Here is a 24022-nt window from a genome sequence, read left to right on the forward strand (position 1 = left end):
CGAACGTGGAGTGCACCGTGGGTCTCGAACAGTCGCAGCACCGCTTCCACATCCGCCAGAAGCTCACGCCGATGGCCAATCGGTATGTGGTCCACGCGGCAGGCCCGGACGGTGCCGAGGGGGAGATCGTCGCGTTCGCCCACCAGAAGCGCATGGCCCTGAAGGAGCAGATCACCTTCTACACGGACGAGTCCCAGCGGCAGGTCCTCTTCACCTTCCAGGCCCGGCAGATCGTGGATCTCGGCGCGACCTACGACATCCGCGCCGCCTCGGGCAGCCCCGTCGGCACACTCCGCAAGAACTTCGCCGCCTCCCTGCTGCGCAGCACCTGGCACATGAACCAGGAGGGCGCCGCGGCCGAGACCACGGGCGTGGAGCGGAACAGGACCGTGGCCCTGGCGCGCAGGGTCTGGGATCTCGTTCCGTTCGTCGACCTGGTGCCGTTCGCCTGGCCGTACCACTTCGACTTCGCCGCCGCCGACCGCCCGGTCATGTCGGTGAACAAGCAGTTCGGACTGCGGGACCGCTACGTCCTGGAGATCGAGGACGAGCACCTCGACCGCCGCCTGGCGATAGCCCAGGCCGTCGCGCTGGACGCCCTGCAGTCCCGGTGACGCCGGCTCCCGGCCGCGCGGGGGGCGGCCGGGAACCGAGCTTTATCAGCCCGTGAAGGGCGGCAGCGCCGCGAACTCGGGTGCCACGCCGACGCTCTCGGCCAGCGCCCCGAGAACTTCCCTGACCCGGGTCAGGGGATGGTCGGGGAACTCCGCGTCGTACCGGGCGTGGTCGGCGGCGTGGAACGGCAGTCCGCCCCGGACCTCCGGTGCGTAAGGATGCGCCCGGTAGAAGGCGTCCGGTCCGACCTGCGCCATCACCATCGCCTCGCGCATCCCGGTCATCCCGCGCTCGGGCGCCTGGATCTTCACCACGGTGCTGCACTCCGCGCGCGGCACGGTGAAACTGCCGATGAAGACCTGCCCGTTGGACTGTCCCGGCAGCGGCAGCTTCAGTATCTGGCGCAGCGCGGGCAGGTCTCCCAGAGACTTCACCGACGCCTCGATCAGCCCGCCGCCGGCGTCCGCGGTGAAGCGGGTCAGCGCGGCGCGCAACGACGGGCCGTCGTCCAGTGACGCGGGGAGGTCCGGACGCAGGGCGAAGAAGTGCAGCGACAGCACATCACCCGCGTCACTGACCCAGACATCGGGCTCGACGAGTCGGAAGCCCGGCAATTCGATGCCGACAAGAGCTCTCATGACCGGTGATGATGGCGCATGTTTCCGGCCTTGGCGAAAAAAGGCGATCGTGCCGGCCCGCGGTCCGTACGCAGCGCCCCGCGCCGCGGGAGCACGGGGCGCGGCGCGCGGAGGTTGGGCGACTATCGGAGGGACGCCTGGTGAAGTGTGTCCGGGCCGATCGGCAGGCCGGGCAGGCCCGGCAGCTCCTGCGCACGCTGCGGCGCCACCCCGAGGGCGGGCGCGGGAGCGCCGGCGAGGGCCCCGTCGACGTGGGCGTAGAGCGCCTCGGTGATGGGGTCGGGCAGCGGGCGGCCCTGCTCGTCGAAGCGCTGGTACTTCATCAGGTTGTAGCCGATGGCGACCTGGCGACGGCCGTCCTCGGTGGACAGCGCCCACGTACCGGCGCCGAAGACGGCACCGTCATGGCCCCAGTACCAGCCGCCGCTCGGCATCTTCAGGGTGTAGATGCCGAGGCCGTAGCGCATCATCGGCTCCTCGCCCGGCTGTGTCTCGTGGGCGGGGACGGTGGTCTTCATCTCGCGCAGCTCCGCCGGACCGAGCAACCGGCCGCCGAGCAGCTTGCGGTAGAAGTCGTTGAGGTCGCTCGTCGTCGAGACGAGGGCGCCGGCCGTGCCCGCCCAGGACATGTCGGTGACGCTGTAGTCGCGCGGCGGGTCGATCAGGCCGAAGAACGACTCGTACATCTTGGCGTGCGGGCCCTTGATGGACGGCGAGCTGGGGAAGTACGTGTGGCGCAGGCCGGCCTTGCGGATGACATTCCGGGTGATGTACGCCTCGGCCTTCTGGCCGGTCACGCGCTCCAGAAGCAGCCCGGCCAGGATGTAGTTGGTGTTGGAGTACGAGTGCTTCCCGCGCTCCGCGACGGGCGGGGCCGCGAGCCCCAGGCGGGCCAGTTCCTCGGGGGCGATGTGGCGGAGGCGGTTCTCGTCGAGGGCCTTGCCCGGGTTCTCGATGATGCCGGGGAACGCGGGCAGGACGTAGTCGGGGATGCCGCTCGTGTGGTTGAGCAGCATCCGTACGGTCACCTGCCGGCCTCGTTCGCCGGGCACCACGTCGGGCAGATAGCGGCCGATGGGTGCGTCGAGGTCGATGCGTCCGGCGCCGGCCTGCTGGAGGACGGCGACCGCCGTGAAGGTCTTGGTGATGCTGCCGACCCGGTGCTCGAGGTCCGGCCGGGTGGGCCGGCGGGTGTCGACGTCGGCCCACCCGGTGGCGCCCCGCCACTGCGCGGAGCCGTCGCGGACCGCCGAATAGGCGCCGTACATCCCCGCCTTGTGGAAGGCGTCGAGTGAGCCGCGCAGCGCCGCCCGGTCGAGACCGTGGCCGGTGAGGGGCGCCGCGACCGGCGCCGGAGCGGTGGGGGAGCCGGGCTCCGCGGCGACGGCCTGTGCCGGTAACGCCGAGGCGGAGAGCGCTATCAGGGTGGCCGCGGCCACGGCCGAGAGGCGGGCCCTGTGGGACGAAGACATGGGTGGATCCTGCTTCCCTCGTTGAATACGGTGGTTTCATCCTGGTCGCGGTCCCTCGACCTGCCCTCCACCCCCGGGAGGATCTTGTGCACAAGGAACCTGTGACATTTGTCAGAAGTCCCGCTCACGGCCGGTGGGTGGCACACTGACCGCTGATCGTCCCGAGGAGCCCACGTGCCGATAATCCGAAACCTCCGGCGCACCGTCCGCCGCGCCTACCGCCGGACCGTCGACCTCAGCCACCCGGCACGCTCGCCGCTGGGCAGCGCGGTCGTCAACTGTGTGTTGTACGAGGACGGGGCACGGCAGCGGGGAGCCTGCCCCGCGGAAGAGGCGGTGCGGCGGGTACGCAAGTCCGGCGACGGGTTCGTCTGGATCGGACTGCACGAGCCGTCCGTGGACGAGTTCGCCGGACTCGCCGAGCTGTTCGGGCTGCATCCGCTGGCCGTCGAGGACGCCGTGCACGCCCATCAGCGACCGAAGCTGGAGCGGTACGACCAGACGCTGTTCGCCGTCTTCAAGACGGTCGGCTACGTCGAGCACGAGGAACTCACCGCCACCAGCGAGGTCGTCGACACGGGCGAGCTCATGGTCTTCACGGGAACCGACTTCGTCATCACCGTCCGGCACGGCAGGCACGGTTCGCTCGGCCCGCTGCGGGAGGCCCTGGAGGCGGACCCCGAGCAGCTGGCCAAGGGGCCGGCCGCCGTCCTGCACGCCATCGCCGACCATGTGGTGGACGACTATCTCGCGGTGGCCGACGCCGTGCAGAACGACATCGACGCCGTTGAGATGGCCGTCTTCAGCGAGCAGGCGTCCCGCGGCGACGCCGGCCGCGTCTACCAGCTCAAGCGGGAACTCCTCGAACTCAAGCGGGCGGTGACCCCGCTCGACCGCCCGCTACAGGCCCTCGCCGCGCAGCCGCTGCCGCTGGTCGGCCCGGACATCCAGCCGTACTTCCGCGACGTCGCCGACCACCTGTCCCGGGTCACGGAACAGATCACGTCCTTCGACGCCCTGCTCGACTCGATCCTCCAGGCCCATCTGGCGCAGGTGACCGTCGCCCAGAACGAGGACATGCGCAAGATCACGGCATGGGCGGCGATCATCGCCGTCCCGACGATGGTCTGCGGGGTCTACGGGATGAACTTCGACCACATGCCGGAGCTCCGCTGGACCTACGGCTACCCGATCGTCGTCACCGCGATGGCCACCGCCTGCTTCCTCCTCCACCGCACCTTCCGCCGCAACGGCTGGCTCTGACCGTTCGGCGCCCCGCCCGGCACCGGCGCCGGGCGAATCGACCGCGGCGACGGCGCCACCACCTCAGCCCTGAGCGCGCAGCGCCGAGGTGTGCGCCCGGACCTGCTCGGGTGTGAGGTAGACGTCGGTGTACTCGAAGTCGGCGAGGGTTCCGGACCGGGACGCCAGGAAGCCCGTACGCACGAAGTCGTCGCCGGCCACGGCGTTGAGCAGCCAGTTCGTCATCACGCGCGTCTTGGCCACATTGGTCCGCAGCGCCGACCAGTGGTAGGCGCGGGCCACCGCCTGTGCGGGCGTCCCGTGCAGCTCCACCCCGAGCGGCTTCGAGACCGCGTCCCGCCCGCCCAGGTCCACCACCAGGCCGAGATCCCGGTGGTAGTAGGGGTACGTCTGCTCGCCCCGCAGCGTCGCCACGATGTTGTCGGCGACCTGCTTGCCCTGCCGATGGGCGTGCTGGGCGGTCGGCGGGCAGATCGCCCCCTGCTCGTTCTTGGCCAGGTCCGGTACGGCCGCGGCGTCGCCCAGGGCGTACACGCCGTCCAGACCGGGGACCACCATGTCCGGTCCCACCACGAGGCGGCCCCGCAGCGTCTCCGCGCCCAGGGTGCCGATCAGGGGGCTGGCGGCCACGCCGGCCGTCCAGATCAGGGTGCGCGTCGGCAGCACCCGTCCGTCGGTGAGCGTCACGGCGTCGTCGTCCACGGAGGAGACCGACACACCGAGCGAGACCTCGATCCCGCGTCGGCGCAGGATGTCGAGCGCCGCGCCGCCCAGCTTGTCGCCGAGTTCGGGCATGAGCTTGGGGGCGAGGTCCACCAGATGCCACTTGATCAGCTTCGGATCGAGGCGGGGATAGCGCTGAACCGCGTTGTGCGTGAGCCGCTGCAGACAGGCGGCGGTCTCCGTCCCGGCGTATCCGCCGCCCACCACCACGAACGTCAGCCGCGCCGCCCGCTCGGCCTCGTCCTGGCCCGCGTCGGCGAGATCCAGCTGGGCGATCACGTGGTCGCGGATGTAGACCGCTTCGGCGAGCGTCTTCATCCCCCGGGCGTGTTCGCTGAGGCCCGGGATGTCGAAGGTGCGCGTCACACTGCCGGGCGCCAGCACGAGGTGGTCGTACGGCTCGTCCACGAGCTCGCCCGTGATCGTCCGGACGAGGCAGACCTTCGCCGCGGTGTCCACGCCGATGGCGCCGCCCGGAATGATCCGGGTGCGGTGCCGTTTGCTGCGCCGCAGGGACAGCGCGACCGACTGAGGGGTCAGCACCCCGGCGGCCACCTGGGGGAGCAGGGGCAGATACAGCTGGTACGAGAACGGCGTGAGCAGCGAGATCTGTGCCTCCCTGCCGGTCAGCCGCCGCTCGAGGCGCCGCACGCAGGCGACCCCGGCGAAGCCGGCGCCCACCACGAGGATCTTCGGTCGAGTCACGTGCCCGCCTCCCGGGTCGTCGGTCCTTGACTGCTGACTAACCTCTCCGGCCGGTCGGGAACCCGGCCTGTCCGCCAATGGGGTGACGCCGCCGCAGCGCCAGGAAGGAAGAGTGTGCAATGTGATAAAAGGGAAAAACAGGGTGGAATGGGAACGGAGCCGACGGCCGTGGGGAGACCTGAGGGCACAGACACCACCGGGCAGGCGCCGGCGTTCGGCGTCGCGGACTCCGTCGTGCTCCTCTTCGACGAGGGCGGGGTCGTCGTCGGCCGCCCGCACGCCGCCGAGCGACTCCTCGGCCACTCCGCGGAGGAGCTGCGCGGCAGGCGCGTCCAGTTCCTCCTCAGCCCGCACGAGGCCGCCCGCCTGCCCGCGATCGCGGAGAGCTGCGCCACGGACGGCCGCTGGTCGGGCGTCCTCCTGGCGCGTCACCGGAACGGCCGTGACATCGCCGTCGACGTCACCGTGCTGCCCCTGCCGGAGGACGCGGCCCCGGCGCGCTGGCTGGCCATGGCCGCCGACGCGGCACCGTCCCGCCAGTGGACCATGGGGCCCACTCTCCTGGAACGGATGGTCACCCAAGCGCCCGTCGGACTCGCCCTGGTCGACACCGAACTGCGCTGCGTGTGGTCGAACACCGCCCTGGAGCGCTTCGGCGGGGGCCGTGCCGACCTGCGCCGCGGCCGGCGCCTCGCGGAGATCCAGCCCGGCCTGAACGCGGAGCTCGTCGAGTCGAAGATGCGCCAGGTGCTCGACACCGGTGAGCCGGTCACGGGGTACGAACATGTGGGCCGCACCCGGGCCGAGCCCGGCCGGGACCACGCCCATGCCATGTCGTTCATCCGGCTCGACGACGACAACGGCCGTGCCATCGGGGTCTGCTACGCCGTCGTCGACATCACCGACCGCTACCGCGCGCGTCTCCGGCTCGCCCTGATGGCGCGGGCGAGCGAGCGCATCGGCCGCAGCCTCGACGTCATGGGGACCGCCCAGGACCTCGCCGACGTCGCGGTGCCCGGCCTCGCGGACTTCGTCGCCGTCGACCTGCTGGACTCCGTGATCCGGGGCGCGGAGCCGTCCCCCGGGCCTACGGCGGGAGCCACCGCCGTACGACTGGTGCGCGCGGGCGACCAGACGGCGCGCGCGAATCCGCCCGAGGCGGTGGTGGAGCCGGGGGAGACGGCTGCCTACCGGCCGTCGTCACCCCAGATCGGCTGCCTGGCCCACGGTCGGTCCTGGCGCACGGCCCGGCTGGACGCCGCCGCCAGGAATTCGGCCCTCCCCGTCCCGGCACCGGAACGCCAGGCCGGAGCGGGCCCGACCGCGACCGCGGAATCCGGGCAGGACGGGACCGTAGAACCTGGGCACGCCCCGGCTGCGCAGCCTGGGCAGGCCGCGATCGCAGAACCCCGGGAGCGGGCCGGGGCCGGGACCGAGGATCCGAGTCATGCCTCGACCACAAACCCCAGCCCGGCCCCGACCACGGAACCCGGTACGGCCACGACCACGGATCCTGGACAGGCCCCAGCCACGGAACCCCGCCCCGCCACGGCCACGGGCCCCGGCCCGGTCCCGACCGCCACGCCCGTACCGCCCACGTCCGCCGAGTACGTACCGCGGCCGCCCACCGACCCCCTGGCGCACACGGCCATGGTCGTGCCGATTCTCGCCCGGGGCGTCACCCTCGGCGTGGCCACGTTCTTCCGGTCGCGGCGGGACGAGGCGTTCGACGAGGACGACCTGCGGCTCGCGGAGGAACTCGTCGCCCGCGCCGCCGTCTGCCTCGACAACGCCCGCCGCTACGCCCGCGAGCGCGCCGCCGCGCTCGTCCTCCAGCGCAGCCTCCTCCCACACGGCGTACCGGCGCAGGAGGCCGTCGACGCGGCCTCGTACTACCGCCCGGCCGACGAACTCTCCGGCCTCGGCGGCGACTGGTTCGACGTCATCGCCCTCTCCGGGGCCCGGGTCGCCCTCGTTGTCGGCGAGGTCATCGGCCACGGCATCGAGGCCGCCGCCACCATGGGCCAGCTCCGGACGGCCGTAAGGACCCTGGCGGATCTCGACCTGTCGCCCGAGGAACTCCTCGCCCACCTCGACGACCTCGTCCTCCAGGCGACCCGGGAGGGGCGGCCGGTCGGCTTCGGCGGCGTGACCAACCCCGGAGCTGTCGGCGCCAGTTGCCTGTACGCGGTCTACGACCCGGTGAGCATGCGCTGCGAACTCGCGAGCGCCGGCCACCTCGCACCCGCCGTCGTCGCCCCCGACGGGACGGTGAGCTTTCCCGAGCTGCCGCCCGGCCCGGCCCTGGGCGTGGGAGGGCTGCCCTTCGAATCCGTCGAACTGCCCCTGGAGGAGGGCAGTGTGCTGGCCTTCTACACCGACGGCCTGATCGCCGCGCCCGGTGCCGGCAAGGAGGGACTGGGCCGCGCCCTCCGCTCGCGGGACCTGCCGCTCGACGAGCTCTGCCGGAGCGTCGTCGACGAGCTGGCGCCCAGCAGGCCGTACACCGACGACGCGGCCCTTCTGCTGGTCAGGACGCGTAGCCTGGCGGCCGGGCAGGTCGCCGCGTGGGACCTGCCCGCAGACCCGTCCGTCGTGGCCCGCGCCCGCGTGATGACCGCACGCCAACTGGCCGCCTGGGGTCTCGAGGAACTCGCCTTCACCACCGAACTCGTCGTCAGCGAGCTGGTCACCAACGCCATCCGGCACGCCTCGGGACCGATCCGGCTGCGCCTCATCCTCGAACGCACCCTGATCTGCGAGGTCTTCGACGCCAGCAGCACCTCCCCCCATCTGCGGCACGCGCGAACGACCGACGAGGGCGGCCGCGGCCTCTTCCTGATCTCCCAGTTCACCCGGCGCTGGGGCACCCGCTACACGGCCGAGGGCAAGGTGATCTGGGCCGAGCAGCCACTCGACCAGGACACCCCCGCCCCGGAATGATCTTTATTCGATTGCCCGGCCCCGGGCACCGTGCGAGGGTGTCCTGCCGCACGGAGACACCGGCGGCGACGAGTAGGGGAGTTCCGCCTGTGCGTGCGCGTGCCGCCGATGACATCGTGGTGACGAAACTGGGATCGGTGCGGGGCACGGTCGTGGACGGGCTGCGGGTCACCCTGGGGATCCCGTACGCCGCACCGCCGTTCGGCGCCGGCCGCTTCCGGGCGCCGATGCCTGCCGCGCCCTGGGACGGGGTGCGGGACGGCACCCGCTTCGGGCCGGTGGCCCCGCAGTCGGCGGAGCTGCCCGGCGCCCCGGTCTGGCGCCCGGACCAGGAGGACGTTCTCACCCTCAACGTCTGGTCCCCCGCAGACGATTCGGAACCCCGTCCCGTGCTGTTCTGGATCCACGGCGGCGCCTACACCTTCGGGTCCTCGGCCCAGCCCGATTACGACGGAACCGCCCTCGCGCGGGCCGGGCTCACCGTCGTGACGTGCAACTACCGGCTCGGCTTCGAAGGGTTCGGCCACGTCCCCGGCTTCCCCGACAACCGGGGGCTGCTCGACCAGATCGCCGCGCTGGAGTGGGTACGCGACAACATCTCCGCCTTCGGCGGTGACCCGGACAACGTCACGGTGGCCGGTCAGTCCGCCGGCGGGGGCTCGATCGCCTGCCTGATGAGCAGCCCGCGGGCCGAGGGGCTCTTCCACCGCGCCGTCGCGCACAGTGTCCCCGACGCCACCTTCCCGCGGGAGTTCGCCGAAGGACTGACCCGCCAGGTGGCGGACGCGGCAGGTGTCGAACCCACCGCGCATGGCATGCTCTCCGCGAGCCCGCAGGCTCTTGTCGAGGCGTCGGACCGGGTGGTGGCGCGGTACGCGGACGACCCCTCCTCGGGTTTCCTGCACTACGACACCGTCCTCTACGGCCCTGTGCTCGACGGCGAGACGCTCAGGAGGGACCCGGTCGACGCATTGGCCGACGGCGCGGGGCGGTCGATCGACCTCCTGGTGTGTCACACCACCGAGGAGTACCGGCTCATGCACGAGGTCGGCTCCATGCCGTCGGTTTCCACGGAGGAGGGCCTCGCCCGGTTCGCCGCCGACTACGGGCTGCCCGCGGACCTCCTCGCGCAGTACCGCGCCCTCATGGCGGACGCGCCGGTGCTCGACGTCTTCCTCGCGCTCGCGGGCGACGCCGTGTTCGCCGCACACACCGTCCGCCTCGCCGAGGCCCACGCCCGCGCGGGCGGTCGCACCTTCCTGTCCCGTTTCGACCGGCGGCGTACCCGACCCGACGGCGGTCCTGTGCATGCCTGGCACGCCGCCGACGTGCCCTTCACCCTCGGCACCTTGGACGCCACCGGCGTCGACTTCCTGACCGGCGGGCCCGCCGACACCGACGACCGGGCCCTGTCGCGACGGATGATCCGGGCCTGGGCCGCCTTCGCGAGCACGGGAGAACCGGGCTGGGCCCCGCTCACGGACCCCTCCGCCCCCTCGGTCCCCGTCCATGTGTGGGCCGTTCCCCACGACCGGACCGAGAGCGCGAGCCCCACCCACGCGCTGTTCCGAGACGTACGGATGGACCCGCCCGCGCTCCGGTAGCGCGCCCTGCCCCCAAGCTCCCGAACGCGCACGGGATAATTGCGGCGGCCGCGTGACAGGTTCACCCGCGCCGAAAGACACGAAACACGCCGGCCGCTCGCGGCGCGGCGGGAGAAGGAGACCCCGATGGACGTCCAGCACTTCGAGCGCATCACCGCGTTCATCGAGGCACGCCTCCGCCCGCTCTTCGACCCCGAGAACGGCAGCGACCACGGATTCGGCATGGACGACACCTCCCGCGCCCTGCGGGCCCTCCTCGGCACCGTGAAGGCCGCGGCGGCCGTCAAGGGCCTCGCCGAGCAGCGGGCGGCGGCCGACCCGGCGATGCGCAACATCATCGACCAGGCCCTGGAGCACAACTGGGACGTCCTGCGCGGCGTCGCCCGCAACTGGGAGGACCACCCCGACTTCGCCCGCGAGTTCAAGCGCCACGCCTGGGAGCTCGACGAGACCCCCGCCACCGCCTGAACCGACCGCCTGACACCGAACCGAACCACCCGACACCGACCGCCTGACTCAGACCACCCGACACCGACCACACCAGACACGGGACCATGAACTCGGACATCTGGGCCGCGCTCCCGGCCGCGACGCGCTCCGCCGTGGACGACCTCGTCCGCCTCGACCGCCGCATCATGGCGATCAAGGAGATCCGCGAGGGCTTCCCCGAAGGGGCCCGGCCGGGCCTGTACGAGGCGCTCGACGTGGTGGCCGAGCGCTACCGGGAACTGGGCAGGCGCTTCGAGCCCGGCCCGACGGAACCGCTCGACCCGGCGGCCCTCGCCGCACGGGCCGCGCAGCTGCCGGGCCGCGCGGTGGCCGTCGAGGCGGTCTGGGACGGTGACACCTTCGGCTGGATGGTCGACCTCCAGCTCGTCACCGACGACCCGGACACCGAGCACTGCCTCGCCGTGATCCGGCACGGCGGCGACCTGAGGCTGTTCAACGGCACGGTCCCGCCCTGGCCCGAGGCCCAGGAGGCGCAGAGCGCCGGCCGGGCCCTGGCCGAGCTGCTCGGCGTCCCCTTCCACTTCGCGAGCCCCGACCGACCCGACGACGAGGCTCCCAGGTGGCGGGACACCCAGGGCGGCGCTCCTTCCTGATGGGACGTCGGCCCCTCCTGACGGGACGTCGGCCTGACGGTCGCTCGGCAACCGGGCGCAATGACCCGCCGGCTCTGCCCCGGTCGGGTGAGTGCGCCGTTCTTCCGACAGGGTCGGATGCGGACCGGGTACATATCGCCGCATTGCCGTCCCCAGCGTCGGAGGATGCTGTCCCATGCCTGTCAGGAAAGCCCGCCCCGGCCCGCGTGTGCTGACCGCCGCCCTGTGCGCGACGCTCGCCGTCGTCGGCTACATGACGGTCTCACCCGAGGACTCCGCTACCGCGCCCGGACCCCGCCCCGCGGCCAAGAACGCCGGCCCGGGAGCCGCGCCCCGGCCCGCCACACCCGAGGCCCCTCCCGGCGTCGGCCCCGTCACCCGTACGAGAATTCCGGACGTCGCGAGCCAGGCACTCGTGGTCACGGGGAAGACCCGGGACACCAACGTGGCCGATGCGGTGCTCTACGAACGGGACGGGACCGGGAAGTGGCAGCGCGCCGCCGGGCCGTGGCCCGCGCACAACGCCCTGCGCGGCTGGACGAACGACCACTGGGCCGGCGATCTGCGCACCCCGATCGGAGTCTTCAGGATCGGTGACGCGGGCGGACGGCTGCCGAACCCCGGCACCCTGCTGCCGTACGACCACGACAAGGAGTTCGTCTCCCCGGGCACCGGGTTCCTCGGCGAACCCCTGGAGGGATCGTTCGACTACGTGGTCGCCATCGACTACAACCGCATCCCCGGCACGACCCCGTTGAACAAGAAGCGGCCGCTGGGCGCGGAGCGCGGCGGAGGCGTCTGGGTCCATGTCGACCACGGCGGGCCCACGCAGGCGTGCGTCTCCCTGTCGGCCGACGCCATGCGACAGCTGCTGCGCGCACTGAAACCGGCCCGGGAACCGGTGATCGTCATGGGCCCCGCCGCCGAGATCGCGCAGTGATCCGCGGAGGGGGCTGACGGGCCGCATGGGCGGCTGACAGGCGGCGCGCTCCGCTGTCAGCGCGCGCTCGGCGGCCTGTCAGCACGCCCGGGCATCGTCGTGGTCATCGAGAACGACGACACCCGAGCAGGAGAAACCCCCATGAGTGCCCACAGCACCGAGATGTCCCAGGCCGAGATGACCCAGGCCGAGAAGTCCCGTACCGAGCTGGCAGAGTTCATCGAGCAGACGGCCACGAAGTTCGGCGTCCCCGGCGTCTCCGTCGGCGTGTGGGCGGACGGCCGGGAGACCTTCGCGAGCCACGGCGTGACCAGCCTCGACAACCCGCTGCCCGTCGACAAGGACACGCTGTTCCAGCTCGGCTCCACGACGAAGACCTTCACGGCGACCGCGCTGATGCGGCTGGTCGCCGACGGCCGGCTCGAGCTGGACGCCCCGGTGCGCCGGTACGTTCCCGAGCTCGTCCTCGCGGACGAGAAGGCCGCGGCGGACATCACCGTGATGAACCTGCTCAACCACACCTCGGGCCTCAGCTGGAACATCATCACCGACACCGGTGACGGCGACGACGCTCTGGCCGCCTTCGTGGCGAAGATGGCCGAGCTGGAGCTCATCGGCGAGCCCGGTGACCGCGCCTCGTACAGCCAGGCCGGCTACAACCTCCTCGGGCGCGTCCTGGAAAACGTCACGGGACTGACGTACGAGCAGGCCGTCGCCTCGCTCCTGTTCGAGCCGCTGGGGCTCTCGAACAGCTTCTTCGGGACCGCCGACGTGATGACCCGCCGGTTCGCCGTGGGCCACAACCCCGACGAGGACGGCAACCTCGCCGTCGCGAAGGAGTGGCGGCTCACCCGGGGCAACAACCCCGGCGGTGGCCTCGCGTCCTCGGCGGCGGAGGTCCTCCGATGGGCGCGGTTCCAGCTCGGCGACGGTCTTACGGAGAACGGCGAGCGGCTCCTGCCCACCGAACTGCTGCACCGGATGCGGGAGCAGACGGTCGAGCTGCGCGGTAGCAACCTCGGCGACGGCTTCGGCATCTGCTGGTTCCTGCGCGAGGTGGACGGCGTACGGACGATCGAGCACGGCGGTTCGACCAACGGCCAGTTCGTGGAACTGGTGATCGTGCCCGAGCGGAACTTCGCCGTCGTCGCCCTGTCCAACTCCGGCTCGGACGGCAGCCCCTTCAACCGGGCCGCCGTCCGCTGGGCCCTGGAGCACTACCTCGGCGTCGTGGACAAGGACCCGGAGCCGCTTCCGTACGACGAGGCGCGGGCACAGGAGGTCGTCGGGGCCTACGACAACGACGCGATGACGCTCACCGTCGCCACCGACGGGACCGGCCTGACCCTCGCGGCCGCGATCAAGCCGGAGATCCGCGAGGCCGCCGACTTCGAGATGCCCGCGGACTACGAGCCGGCCGCCATGGGCCTGCTGCCCGGCGACGACGAGTTCATCGTCACCGCCGGTGGACTGAAGGGGCAGCGAGGCTTCTTCTCCCGGGACGCGAGCGGCGCGATCGTCGGCATCGATCTCGGCGGCCGGATCTTCAACCGGGTCCCCACCGCCTCCGCGTGACGGTCCCGCCGCGCCCATCGAGCCACCGGCCTCGCCTCTCCACGGAGGCGAAGCCGGTGGCGGCGCGTGCGGTCAGCGGTGTGCGAGCCAGGAGGCCGCCGGCAGCAGCCTGCTGTCGTAGTCGAACAGGGCCTGGTTCTCCCAGCCGTTGCCCGAGGCGGGGTCCGCCGGGTTCCAGCCGTTGCCGGAGACGGCGGTCCAGGTGGGCTCCCAGTAGACGACACCCAGCCCGCGGCCGTTCGGTACGGCCTCCACGACGTTCATCACGTCACGGAGCCACGCCGACTGACCGGCCGAACTCGCCGGGTAGCCGGAGACCAGCTCGGCCGTGGTGTCGATGATGTTCTCGTGGCTGTCCTCGCTGTCCAGCCGGAACGGGTACGCGGTCTCGGCGACCATGACCTTCTTCCCGTAGCGGGCGGAGATGTCGTCGAGGTTGGCCTGCAGATCGGACAGCGCGCCGTGCCAGTAGCCGTAGAAGGACAGCGCGATGACGTCGTACGGGATTCCTTGCGCGGTGGCGTTGTCGAACCACCAGCGGTACAGGCTGTTGTCACCGCCGTGGGCCAGATGCAGGGCGATCTGCGTGGACGAGGAGACCGCCTTGGTGGCGTTGATCCCCGACTTCAGCAGCCCGGCGAGCTGCGACCAGTTGTCCGTCGACCCCTCCGGCCAGAGCATGCCGGTGTTGATCTCGTTGCCGATCTGCACCATGTCGGCCGTCGTGCCCTGCGCCTTGAGGGCGTTCAGCACGTCGTAGGTGTGGTTGTAGACGTCCGTCGTGAGCTGACTGTACGAGTGCGAGGCCCACGCGGCGGGCTTCGCCTGGGCCCCCGGGTCGGCCCAGGTGTCGGAGTAGTGGAAGTCGACGAGCAGCTTCATGCCCTGGGCCTTGATGCGCTGGGCCGTCGCCAGGACCCGCGCTTTGTTGTTGTAGCCGTCGGCCGGGTTCACCCACACCTTGAGGCGGCCGTAGGTGGCGCCCGCCGACTTCAGCAGGGAGACGGGATCGGCCGTGGCCCCCGCGGCCGTGCGGTACGTACCGCCGAGGTCCTCGCTCTTCTTCAGCGAGGAGATGTCGACGCCCTTGACGGACAGGCCGGTCGAGCCGGCGGCGAAGGTGAGATCGTCGACGTTGAGCCACTGGCCCGCGCCGGCGGTGGAGTTGATGCTGATCGTGCACTGGCCGCCCGTCACGTTGACCGACGTGACCAGGCGTATCCAGGCGCCGTTGGGGGTGGGCGGCAGATCGGTCCGCTGCTCGGCGGAGCCGCAGTTGCGCAGGGCCAGGTAGGCCGAGCTCTGGCCACCGCTGGAGCGCACCCAGGCGCTGAGCGTGTAGCTGCCGTTGGTGAGACCGGAAAGGTACTGGTACGTCTCCACCTGGTAGGCGGTGGACGCCCAGTGCGTGAGCCGGTAGCTGCCACCATGTCCGCCGGCCTCCGTGAAGGAGGCCGTGTTCTGGCCGGTCGCGGAGTAGGTGGACCAGCCGGACGGCGTGGCGGTTCCGGTGCCGCCGGCCTCGAAACCGGTGTTGGTGAGCGTCGAGGCCGCCTGCGCCGGCTGTGCGGGCAGCGCGGACAGGAGCAGGGCGCCGAGCGCGGAGGCCGCGGCGATGCGTAGGCGTGTACCTGACATGAGGGTCCGCAGGGTGCGGGGAACGGCGTGCATCGTCGATGTCCCTTCGACGGTGGAGGGAGGGGGAGGATGGTGCGGGGTGGTGCCGTTCACCCGGGGGCGCTCGTACGGGACGCCCGCCCCCGGGGAGTCATGGGTGAGGAGCGATCAGGCGCCGAGCCGTATGACGCGCACCGACCCGGCCGGGACGGCGAGGTGCCCGTCGGCGCGTTCGCCGCCGAGGAGTTCGGTGCCGGGGGCCTCCAGCGGCACCTTCGCGTCGTGGGCGGTGTGGTTGAGCGCGAAGAGGTAGTCACCTTCCGCTCCGGAGCGGCGTACGACCTCGACGTCCCGGGGGAAGTCGCCGCGCGGCTCGATCCCGGCGTCCTCGCAGGCCGCGCCGAGGATCGTGTCCAGCGAAACCGCGTCGAGCCGGGTGGAGACGTACCAGGCGGTGCCCCTGCCCAGGCGGTGGCGGGTGACGGCGGGGCGCCCGGCGGCCGGCCCGTCCGCGTACGTCCACACCGGCTCGGCGCCGCGCTCCACCACGAACTCGGTCCAGACGTCGGCGGGCAGCGTCGCCCCGTCGGGGCCCGCGATCCGCACCGACTCGCCCGCGCCGAGCGGCGACCACTCCTCCACGGTCAGCCCGAGCACGTCGCGTAGAGCGCCCGGGTAGGCGCCCGGGTGGACGGCGTCGTGCTCGTCGACGATCCCGGAGAAGTACGAGACGACGAGCGTGCCGCCGTTCTGGACGTACTCGCGGAGGTTGAGCCCCGCTGCCTCGGTGGCGAGGTAGAGCGCCGGGACCACGACCAGCGGATAGGCCGACAGATCGGCCTCCGGGTGAGCGAAGTCCACAGTCAGGTGCCGGTCGTAGAGCGACTCGTAGAAGCTGTCGGCGCGCTCGCGCGCGTCGTGGTCCTCGCTCGGCCGCCACTCCAGGCTCTGCGCCCACCACGACTGCCAGTCCCACAGCATGGCGACGTCCGGCACGGTCCGTGTGCCGCGCAGCCCCGCGAGGGTGTCTAGGTCGGCGCCGAGCCCGACCACCTCGCGCCAGACCCGGGAGCCGGTCCCGGCGTGCGGAACCATCGCCGAGTGGAACTTCTCCGCGCCGCGCCGGGACTGGCGCCACTGGAAGAACATCGCGCCCTCGGATCCGCGCGCGACGTGCGCGAGGGAGTTGCGGGCCATCTCCCCGGGACGCTTGGCGGGGTTGCGGGGCTGCCAGTTGACCCCCGACGTGGCGTGTTCGAGGAGCAGCCAGGGCGCGCCGCCCGCGACGGAGCGGGTGAGGTCGGCGGCCATGGCGAGGTTGACGTGGGTGCGGCGGCCGTCGGTGATCAGGTAGTGGTCGTTGGTGACGAGGTCGACCTCACGGCCCCAGGCCCAGTAGTCGACGGAATCGCACTGGCTGAGCGCGGTCATGAAGTTGGTGGTGACCGGGACGCCGGGGGAGAGCCGGTGCAGAATGTCCCGTTCCATGCGGAAGTTCTCCCGCATGGTGGCGTCCGCGAAGCGGCGGTGGTCGAGCTGCTGGGCCGGGTTGCCCACGGTGGGGGCCAGGCGCGGCGGGTCGATCTGCTCGTACGAGGTGTAGTGCTGGCCCCAGAAGGCCGTGCCCCAGGCCTCGTTGACGGCCTCGACGGATCCGTACCGGTTCTCGAGCCAGCGCCGGAAGTGGGTCGCGCAGCTCTCGCAGTAGCAGGCGCTGACCGGGACGCCGTACTCGTTGTGGACGTGCCAGAGGGCCAGGGCGGGATGGCCGGCGTACCGCTCGGCCAGCTTCGTCGTGATCCGTGCGGCGGCCTCGCGGTACGCCGACGAGCTGTGGCAGATCGCCCCGCGTGAGCCGAACGCGTACCGCACACCCTCGCGGCTGACCGGCAGCGCGTCGGGGTGGGCGCGGTAGAACCACGCGGGCGGCGCCACCGTGGGCGTCCCCAGGTCGACGCGGATGCCGTGCTCGTGCAGCAGGTCCAGGACCCGGTCGAGCCAGCCGAAGTCGTACGTTCCCGGCTCGGGTTCGAGCAGTGCCCAGGAGAAGATCCCGACGCTCACCATGGTCACACCGGCCTCGCGCATCAGCCGGACGTCCTCTTGCCAGACGCTTTCCGGCCACTGCTCGGGGTTGTAGTCCCCACCGAAGGCGAGCCGGTGCAGGCCTTGGGGAGTCATGTCCGGCATGCGTGTCTCCTGAACGTCAGAACTCGAACATCTGTGAACGTACACACATCAGATCTCGATGTGGCAACGCAACATAACCGCACACGATCCACCATTGACAAGTGTCCGGAACGTTTCTCTACTGTGAACGCTCACAGATGCATGGCCGGTCTTCTCGCAACGGAGGGACCGCTCGTCAGGGGAGGGGCTCCATGCCCATCGTTTTGCGCCACCGTGTTGTCGCCACTGCCACCGCCGTCGCTCTCGGCGCCGCCGCGCTGACCGCCTGCGGCTCGTCCGAAGAGGGCGGCGAGCAGGCCGAGTCCGGACCCGTCTCGCTCACCTACTGGGCCTGGGCGCCCAACATGGACAAGGTGGCCGCGATCTGGAACAAGAAGAACCCGGACATCAAGGTCACCGTCCAGAAGCAGGCCTCCGGCGACGACCTGGTCACCAAGATCATCACGGCGTCGAAGGCCCACCAGGCACCCGACCTCGTCCAGGCCGAGTTCCAGGCCCTGCCGACGCTGGTCAGCAACGACGCCCTCGCCGACATCTCCAAGGAAGTCGGCGGCGCCAAGGACAAGTTCGCCCCCGGCCTCTGGCAGCAGACCACGCTCGGCTCCGACGCCGTCTACGCGGTGCCCCAGGACTCCGGGCCCCTGATGTTCTTCTACCGGACCGACCTCTTCAAGCAGTACGGCCTCAAGGTCCCCACCACCTGGGACGAGTTCGCCGCCACCGCCAAGGCCCTCAAGGCCAAGGCGCCCGACAAGGCTCTCACCACCTTCTCCTCCAACGACGCGGGCCTCTTCGCCGGCCTCTCCCAGCAGGCCGGCGCCCAGTGGTGGACCACCCAGGACCAGAAGTGGAAGGTCGGCGTCGATGGCACGGCCACCCAGAAGGTCGCCGACTTCTGGGGCGGCCTCGTCAAGGATGGCGCGATCGACAACCAGCCGATGTACACCCCCGCCTGGAACAAGGCCCTGAACACCGGGCAGCAGATCGCCTGGGTCAGCGCCGTCTGGGCGCCGGGTGTCCTGACCACCGCCGCGCCCGACACCAAGGGCAAGTGGGCCATGGCGCCGCTGCCCCAGTGGGACGCCACGAAGCCCTCCACCGGCAGCTGGGGCGGCTCCACCACCGCCGTCACCACCGACTCGAAGCACAAGGCGGCCGCCGCGAAGTTCGCGACCTGGCTGAACACCGACCCCGAGGCGCTCGCCGCCCTGGTGAAGGAGGCCGGCATCTACCCGGCCGCCACCGCCGCGCAGACCGGCGGCGCGCTCGCCCAGGCCCCGGAGTTCTTCGCCAACCAGCCCGACTTCTACACACAGGCCGCGGCGATCGCGAAGACCACCGCCCCCGCCGCCTGGGGCCCCAACGTGAACGTCGCGTACACCTCCTTCAAGGACGAGTTCGGCAAGGCCGCCAAGGCCAAGTCCGACTTCGCCGGCGCCCTGAGCGCCATGCAGGCCGCCACCGTCGCGGACCTGAAGAAGCAGGGCTTCGAGGTCGCCCAGTGACGCAGCCCACCCAGGGCGTGCGCCGGTCGTACGGGGTCAAGGTGGCCCCGTACGGCTTCCTCCTCCCGGCAGCCGTCCTGTTCGCCCTCTTCTTCGCGCTGCCCATCGGCTACGCGATCTGGCTCAGCTTCCACAAGATCGAGGTCAAGGGCCTCGGTCTGGGCAAGGGGTCCAGGAGCGAGGTCTGGGCCGGCCTGGAGAACTACACCGCCGCCCTCACCGACTCCGAACTCGGCGCCGGCGCCCTGCGGATCCTCGGCTACGGCGCGATCGTCGTCCCCGTCATGCTGGGTCTCGCCCTGCTCTTCGCGCTGCTGCTCGACACCGAGCGGGTCCGGGCCCGTTCCTTCTCCCGGCTCACGATCTTCCTGCCGTACGCCGTCCCCGGCGTCATCGCGGCCCTCATGTGGGGCTTCCTGTACCTGCCCGACGTCAGCCCCTTCTACCACCTGCTCGACACCCTCGGACTGCCGCAGCCGGACCTGATGGACGGCGGACCCCTCTACCTCGCGATGTCCAACATCGCCGTCTGGGGCGGCACCGGCTTCAACATGATCGTGATCTACACCTCGCTGCGCTCGCTCCCCGCCGAGGTCCACGAGGCCGCCAAGCTCGACGGCTGCTCCGAGCTGCAGATCGCCCTGCGGATCAAGATCCCCATGGTGGCGCCCTCGCTGGTGCTCACCTTCTTCTTCTCGATCATCGCCACCCTCCAGGTCTTCAACGAGCCCACCACGCTCCGGCCGCTCACCAACGGCATCCCGACCACCTGGAGCCCCCTGATGAAGGTCTACAACGACGCCTTCACCGGCGGGAACATCCATGCCGCGTCGGCCACCGCCGTCGTCCTCGCCGCGGCCACCTTCCTGTTGTCGTTCGGCCTCCTGCGGGCCTCCAACCGTCGTACGAAGCAAGGAGCCACCCGATGAGCGGGCTCGCCTCCCCGTCACAGGTGCGCCAAGCCGCCCCGGCCGCCGGCACCACCCCGGGAACCTCCCAGGGCCCTCCCCATGCCTCCGGCGGGGGGACCCCAAGCCCGCGCCGCGTCGCGCTGCTGCCGACCGCGGCCCTCGTCCTCGGCGCGCTCTACTGCCTGCTGCCCATCGCCTGGGTCCTGGTGGCCTCCACCAAGTCCGGCGCGGACCTCTTCTCCACCTTCACCTTCCTGCCCGGCGACGGCTTCGGCGACAACCTCGCCGACCTGGGCGCGTACCGCGACGGCCTCTACTGGCGTTGGATGGCCAACTCGGTGTTCTACGCCGGGCTCGGCGCCGTCCTGTCCACGATCGTCTCGGCGCTCGCCGGCTACGCCCTCGCCCTCTACCGCTTCCGCGGCCGCGAGACCTTCTTCAACCTGATCCTCACCGGCGTCCTGATGCCCCCGGTGATCCTCGCCATCCCGCAGTACCTCCTGATGGCCGAGGCCGACCTGACGGACACGTACCTCTCCGTCCTCCTCCCGCTGATCCTCTCCCCGTACGGCGTCTACCTCGGCCGGATCTACGCCGAGGCCGCCATCCCCATGGAACTCGTCGAGGCCGGACGGATGGACGGCGCGGGGGAGTGGCGGATCTTCCTGCGGATCGCCGTCCCGATGATGTCGCCGGGCCTGGTGACGATCTTCCTCTTCCAGTTCGTGGCGATCTGGAACAACTTCCTGCTGCCGTTCATCATGCTCGGCGACGACGAGAAGTTCCCCATGACCGTGGGGCTGTTCACGCTCCTCAAGCAGGGAGCGGGCCAACCCGCCCTCTACACCCTGGTCATCACCGGCGCGCTGCTCGCGATCGTCCCGCTCATCGCCCTGTTCCTGGTCATCCAGCGCTTCTGGAGCCTCGATCTGCTGTCCGGCGCCGTAAAGTCCTGAGCACCGGGGAACAAGGGGAACAGAGCATGAGCATTCCAGCGGGCAGGCGCCGCCCGGCCACCATCCACGACGTGGCGCGCGAGGCCGGGGTCTCGCGCGGCACCGTCTCGCGCGTCCTCAACGGCGGGCACTACGTCAGCCCCACAGCCAAGGCGGCCGTCGACGCCGCCATCCGCAGAACGGGCTACGTCGTCAACCGGCACGCCCGCTCGCTGATCACCGGCAAGTCCGACTCGGTGGCATTCCTGCTGACCGAGCCCCAGGAACGGTTCTTCGAGGACCCCAACTTCAATGTGCTGCTGCGGGCCTGCACCCAGGCGCTCGCCGCCCAGGACATCCCGCTGCTGCTGATGATCGCGGGCACGGAGGACGAACGGCGGCGCAATCTTCGCTACATCGAGGCCGGGCACGTCGACGGCGTCCTGCTGGTCTCCAGCCACTCCGGCGACCCCGTGGTCGCCCAGCTGCACGCCGCGGGCGTCCCGGTCGTCGCCTGCGGCAAGCCGCTCGGCCAGACGGCCAAGATCGGCTATGTCGCGGCCGACGACCGGGACGGCGCACGGGACATGGTGCGCCACCTGTACGAGACGGGCCGCCGCCGGATCGCCACCGTCACCGGCCCCCTGGACACCCCGGGCGGCGTCGAACGCCTGGCGGGATACCGCGAGACGCTCGCCGAGTGCGGACTGCCCGCCGACGACGCGCTGATCGTCACCGGCGACTACAGCCGGGCGAGCGGCGAGACGGCCGCGGCCCTCCTCCTGGAGCGCGCCCCGGACATCGACGCCGTGTTCGTGGCCTCGGACCTGATGGCCCAGGGCGTGCTCGACACCCTCGACCGCGCCGGCCGCCGGGTCCCGCAGGACGTCGCCGTGGGTGGCTTCGACGACTCGCAGGCCGCCCTCTCCTCCCGTCCGCCGCTCACCACGATCCGGCAGCCGTGGGACCGCATCAGCAGTGAGATGGTCCGTATGCTGCTCGCCCGCATCGGGGGCGAGGAGCCGGCCGCGGTCATTCTGCCCACGGAGCTGGTGCGCCGCGAGTCGAGCTGAGCGTCCAACACGCGAGACATTGGCCGGAATGCGCCGCTCCACACCGGAGTGGCGCATTAATTTCGGTCATGTACAGATGATTTCGAGTCACGTCGTGATCAGAATCGTCACTCTGTGGGGATCGCCGGTAACTTCATGCCGTCGCCGCCACACCAGGGGCACACGGCCCCCACGGGACTAGCGGCGCCCGAAGGACATCTCTTCACTTGACGACAGCGACCGACAGCTTCAAGGTCCAGCCGTATACGCAGCACTGCCAAGTGATCCACACCGAAGGCGCTCACGCGGTCATCGGCATCTCCCCCGGCAACGGTTACTTCTCCGCCCAGCGGGTGGCCGACCTCGCCGCGTGGGGACTGCGTAACTTCGAGCAGGTCGACCTCATCTACACCGACCTGCACGTCGCCGACATGTACGAGGCCCTCGGCTACCCGCCCGACGAGGCCCGCCGCAAGACGGTCAAGAACCTCCGCGGCGTACGCGCCAAGGTCAACAACGCCGTCGCCGCCACCGACCCCAGCGGCGAACGGCTCAGAGGACGCCCCATGTCCGCGCTCCTCGACATACCCGCCTACCGGCACCTGCGCAAGCACCTGGACGACCTGCTCGCCACCGACCCGGAGTTTCTCGCCACCTGCGACAAGCTCGTCACGGCGTTCCTCTCCTCCAAGGTCCTCGAAGGCCAGACCCCCACCGCCCGCCAGCGCGAGGTCTGCCTCCAGTACATCTGCGCCGAGGCACCGCTCTTCCTGGACACCCCGGCGATCCTCGACGTCCCCTCCTCCCTCAACTGCTACCACCAGCTCCTGCCGATGGCCGAACTCCTCTACTCCAGAGGCTCCGGACTGCGCGCCTCCCGCAACCAGGGCCACGCCATCGTCAGCGCACTTCTCGGAGACCACGATGACCACTGACACGCTGACCGACTTCCCGTTCTCCCCCCGGGGCGACCGCCTTCCGCCCGAGATCGAGGCCCTGCGCGCCGAGCCGGTCAAACGCGTCCGCACCATCGCCGGCGACCCGGCCTGGCTGGTGTCCTCCTACGAGCTGTGCAAGCAGGTCCTCGAAGACCCGCGCTTCTCGCTCAAGGACACCTCGGCACCCGGCGTCCCCCGGCAGTACGCGCTGACCATCCCGCCCGAGGTCGTCAACAACATGGGCAACATCACCGGGGCGGGCCTCCGCAAGGCCGTCCTCAAGGCGATCAACCCCAAGACCGACGGCCTCACCGACTGGATGCGCCGCCACGCCTCCGAGCTCGTCGACGAACTCCTCGCGTACGGCCCGCCCGTCGACCTCCGCGGCCGTTTCACGAACCCCTACGCCGAGCACCTCCACTGCCGGATCCTCGGCATACCCGAGGCCGACGCGCCGCGCCTCGCCGCCAGCCTGGACATCGCGTTCATGAACTCGGCCTGCCCCGTCACCGGCGCCCGGCTCAACTGGGACCGCGACATCGCCTACATGGTCGAGCGACTGGACGATCCGGCCACCACCGGCCTCATGGCCGAACTCGCCGCGCTGCGCGGGAACCCCGACTACGCCCATCTGACCGACGAGATGCTCGCCACGGTCGGCGTCACCTTCTTCGGCGCGGGCGTGATCTCCACCATGGGCTTCCTCACCATGGCCATCTTCTCCCTGCTCCAGAACCCCGACGTCTGGGAACAGCTCCGCAAGGAACCGGAGCGGATCCCCACCGCCGTGGACGAGCTGCTGCGCGTCAACCTCTCCATCGCCGACGGGCTGCCACGCCTCGCCCTCGAGGACGTCACCCTCGGCGACGTCGAGGTCCGCAAGGGCGAGCTCCTTCTCGTCTTGGTCGAGGGGGCCAACACCGACCCGGCCGTCTTCCCCGACCCGCACACCGTCGACATCACGCGCCCCAACGCCCCGGCGCACCTGTCGTTCGGCGGCGGTCAGCACTACTGCCCGGCCACGGCCCTCGGGAAGAAGCACACCGAGATCGCCCTGGAGGTCCTCCTCGACAGGATGCCCGACCTGCACCTCGCGGTCCCGGTCGACCAACTCGTCTGGCGCACCCGCTTCATGAAGCGCATCCCCGAGCGTCTCCCGGTCGCCTGGTGACCATCCGCTGAACCCTCGCAACGCCGTCCTGGAGATGCTGGAAGAGGCCGTGGGCATCATTCGCGGGCTGTTCGAGGGCGGGTACGTCACTCATCACGGCACGCATTTCGACGTGGAGAACG

The 24022-nt window shown here is 71.0% G+C and carries 19 protein-coding genes and 1 pseudogene; 15 read left to right on the plus strand and 5 right to left on the minus strand.

From position 1 onward, the window contains the following. The first annotated feature begins 17 nt into the window (after positions 1-17). On the plus strand, positions 18-614 hold the full coding sequence (locus ABZ939_RS29340) for a hypothetical protein (protein WP_361861552.1): 597 nt from the start codon (positions 18-20) through the stop codon (positions 612-614). 45 nt (positions 615-659) lie between these two features. On the opposite strand, the gene ABZ939_RS29345 is transcribed toward ABZ939_RS29340, so the two are convergent. Together ABZ939_RS29345 and ABZ939_RS29350 are read right to left on the minus strand one after the other, a co-directional pair. Continuing rightward, entirely contained in the window at positions 660-1253 is a 594-nt protein-coding gene (locus tag ABZ939_RS29345; RefSeq protein WP_361861554.1) for a hypothetical protein, read from the minus strand. Between the two features lie 122 nt (positions 1254-1375). Further along, on the minus strand, positions 1376-2725 hold the full coding sequence (locus ABZ939_RS29350) for a serine hydrolase domain-containing protein (protein ID WP_361861557.1): 1350 nt from the start codon (positions 2723-2725) through the stop codon (positions 1376-1378). A 174-nt stretch (positions 2726-2899) separates the two neighbouring features. Between ABZ939_RS29350 and ABZ939_RS29355 the strand changes: the two genes are divergently transcribed. Beyond that, positions 2900-3988 carry a magnesium and cobalt transport protein CorA gene (locus ABZ939_RS29355; RefSeq protein WP_361861559.1) on the plus strand — a complete coding sequence of 363 codons (1089 nt, stop codon included), beginning with the start codon at positions 2900-2902 and terminating at the stop codon, positions 3986-3988. Positions 3989-4051: 63 nt separating this feature from the next. On the opposite strand, the gene ABZ939_RS29360 is transcribed toward ABZ939_RS29355, so the two are convergent. Further along, a complete protein-coding gene (locus ABZ939_RS29360) occupies positions 4052-5416 on the minus strand; it encodes an NAD(P)/FAD-dependent oxidoreductase (protein ID WP_361861561.1) in 1365 nt (454 codons plus the stop codon). Between the two features lie 168 nt (positions 5417-5584). Between ABZ939_RS29360 and ABZ939_RS29365 the strand changes: the two genes are divergently transcribed. From ABZ939_RS29365 to ABZ939_RS29390, 6 genes are all read left to right on the plus strand, one after another. Further along, positions 5585-8359, plus strand: coding sequence for a SpoIIE family protein phosphatase (locus ABZ939_RS29365; RefSeq protein ID WP_361861564.1), 2775 nt, complete (start codon positions 5585-5587; stop codon positions 8357-8359). 113 nt (positions 8360-8472) lie between these two features. Next, on the plus strand, positions 8473-9963 hold the full coding sequence (locus tag ABZ939_RS29370; protein WP_361861616.1) for a carboxylesterase family protein: 1491 nt from the start codon (positions 8473-8475) through the stop codon (positions 9961-9963). 126 nt (positions 9964-10089) lie between these two features. Then, on the plus strand, positions 10090-10431 hold the full coding sequence (locus ABZ939_RS29375) for a hypothetical protein (RefSeq protein WP_361861567.1): 342 nt from the start codon (positions 10090-10092) through the stop codon (positions 10429-10431). Positions 10432-10517: 86 nt separating this feature from the next. Further along, positions 10518-11066, plus strand: coding sequence for a hypothetical protein (locus ABZ939_RS29380; RefSeq protein WP_361861570.1), 549 nt, complete (start codon positions 10518-10520; stop codon positions 11064-11066). Between the two features lie 175 nt (positions 11067-11241). Continuing rightward, positions 11242-12006 (plus strand): hypothetical protein, encoded by a 765-nt coding sequence (locus tag ABZ939_RS29385; RefSeq protein ID WP_361861573.1) that lies wholly within the window; start codon positions 11242-11244, stop codon positions 12004-12006. A gap of 141 nt (positions 12007-12147) precedes the next feature. Then, positions 12148-13581: a serine hydrolase domain-containing protein gene (locus tag ABZ939_RS29390; protein WP_361861576.1), complete on the plus strand. Its 1434-nt coding sequence runs from the start codon at positions 12148-12150 to the stop codon at positions 13579-13581. Between the two features lie 72 nt (positions 13582-13653). On the opposite strand, the gene ABZ939_RS29395 is transcribed toward ABZ939_RS29390, so the two are convergent. Together ABZ939_RS29395 and ABZ939_RS29400 are read right to left on the minus strand one after the other, a co-directional pair. Then, on the minus strand, positions 13654-15219 hold the full coding sequence (locus tag ABZ939_RS29395; RefSeq protein ID WP_361861579.1) for a glycosyl hydrolase 53 family protein: 1566 nt from the start codon (positions 15217-15219) through the stop codon (positions 13654-13656). 147 nt (positions 15220-15366) lie between these two features. Then, a complete protein-coding gene (locus tag ABZ939_RS29400) occupies positions 15367-17388 on the minus strand; it encodes a beta-galactosidase (protein ID WP_361861582.1) in 2022 nt (673 codons plus the stop codon). 191 nt (positions 17389-17579) lie between these two features. Here ABZ939_RS29400 and ABZ939_RS29405 point away from each other — a divergent pair, with 191 nt between their 5' ends. From ABZ939_RS29405 to ABZ939_RS29435, 7 genes and pseudogenes are all read left to right on the plus strand, one after another. Continuing rightward, positions 17580-18893: an extracellular solute-binding protein gene (locus tag ABZ939_RS29405; protein WP_361861585.1), complete on the plus strand. Its 1314-nt coding sequence runs from the start codon at positions 17580-17582 to the stop codon at positions 18891-18893. Beyond that, the gene (locus ABZ939_RS29410) at positions 18890-19822 is read left to right on the plus strand and encodes a sugar ABC transporter permease (RefSeq protein WP_361861588.1); all 933 of its coding nucleotides are present in this window, start codon (positions 18890-18892) and stop codon (positions 19820-19822) included. Before ABZ939_RS29405 ends, ABZ939_RS29410 begins: the two co-directional genes overlap by 4 nt. Next, a complete protein-coding gene (locus tag ABZ939_RS29415; protein WP_361861591.1) occupies positions 19819-20760 on the plus strand; it encodes a carbohydrate ABC transporter permease in 942 nt (313 codons plus the stop codon). Before ABZ939_RS29410 ends, ABZ939_RS29415 begins: the two co-directional genes overlap by 4 nt. 26 nt (positions 20761-20786) lie before the next feature. After that, positions 20787-21812 carry a LacI family DNA-binding transcriptional regulator gene (locus ABZ939_RS29420; RefSeq protein WP_361861594.1) on the plus strand — a complete coding sequence of 342 codons (1026 nt, stop codon included), beginning with the start codon at positions 20787-20789 and terminating at the stop codon, positions 21810-21812. Positions 21813-22018: 206 nt separating this feature from the next. Continuing rightward, positions 22019-22726 carry a tRNA-dependent cyclodipeptide synthase gene (locus tag ABZ939_RS29425; RefSeq protein WP_361861597.1) on the plus strand — a complete coding sequence of 236 codons (708 nt, stop codon included), beginning with the start codon at positions 22019-22021 and terminating at the stop codon, positions 22724-22726. Further along, positions 22716-23900: a cytochrome P450 gene (locus ABZ939_RS29430; RefSeq protein ID WP_361861600.1), complete on the plus strand. Its 1185-nt coding sequence runs from the start codon at positions 22716-22718 to the stop codon at positions 23898-23900. Before ABZ939_RS29425 ends, ABZ939_RS29430 begins: the two co-directional genes overlap by 11 nt. Positions 23901-23928: 28 nt before the next feature. Further along, a pseudogene (locus ABZ939_RS29435) lies at positions 23929-24022 on the plus strand (LLM class F420-dependent oxidoreductase); the annotation flags it as partial.

The organism is Streptomyces sp. NPDC046712 (assembly GCF_040645695.1).
Taxonomy (GTDB): Bacteria; Actinomycetota; Actinomycetes; order Streptomycetales; family Streptomycetaceae; genus Streptomyces.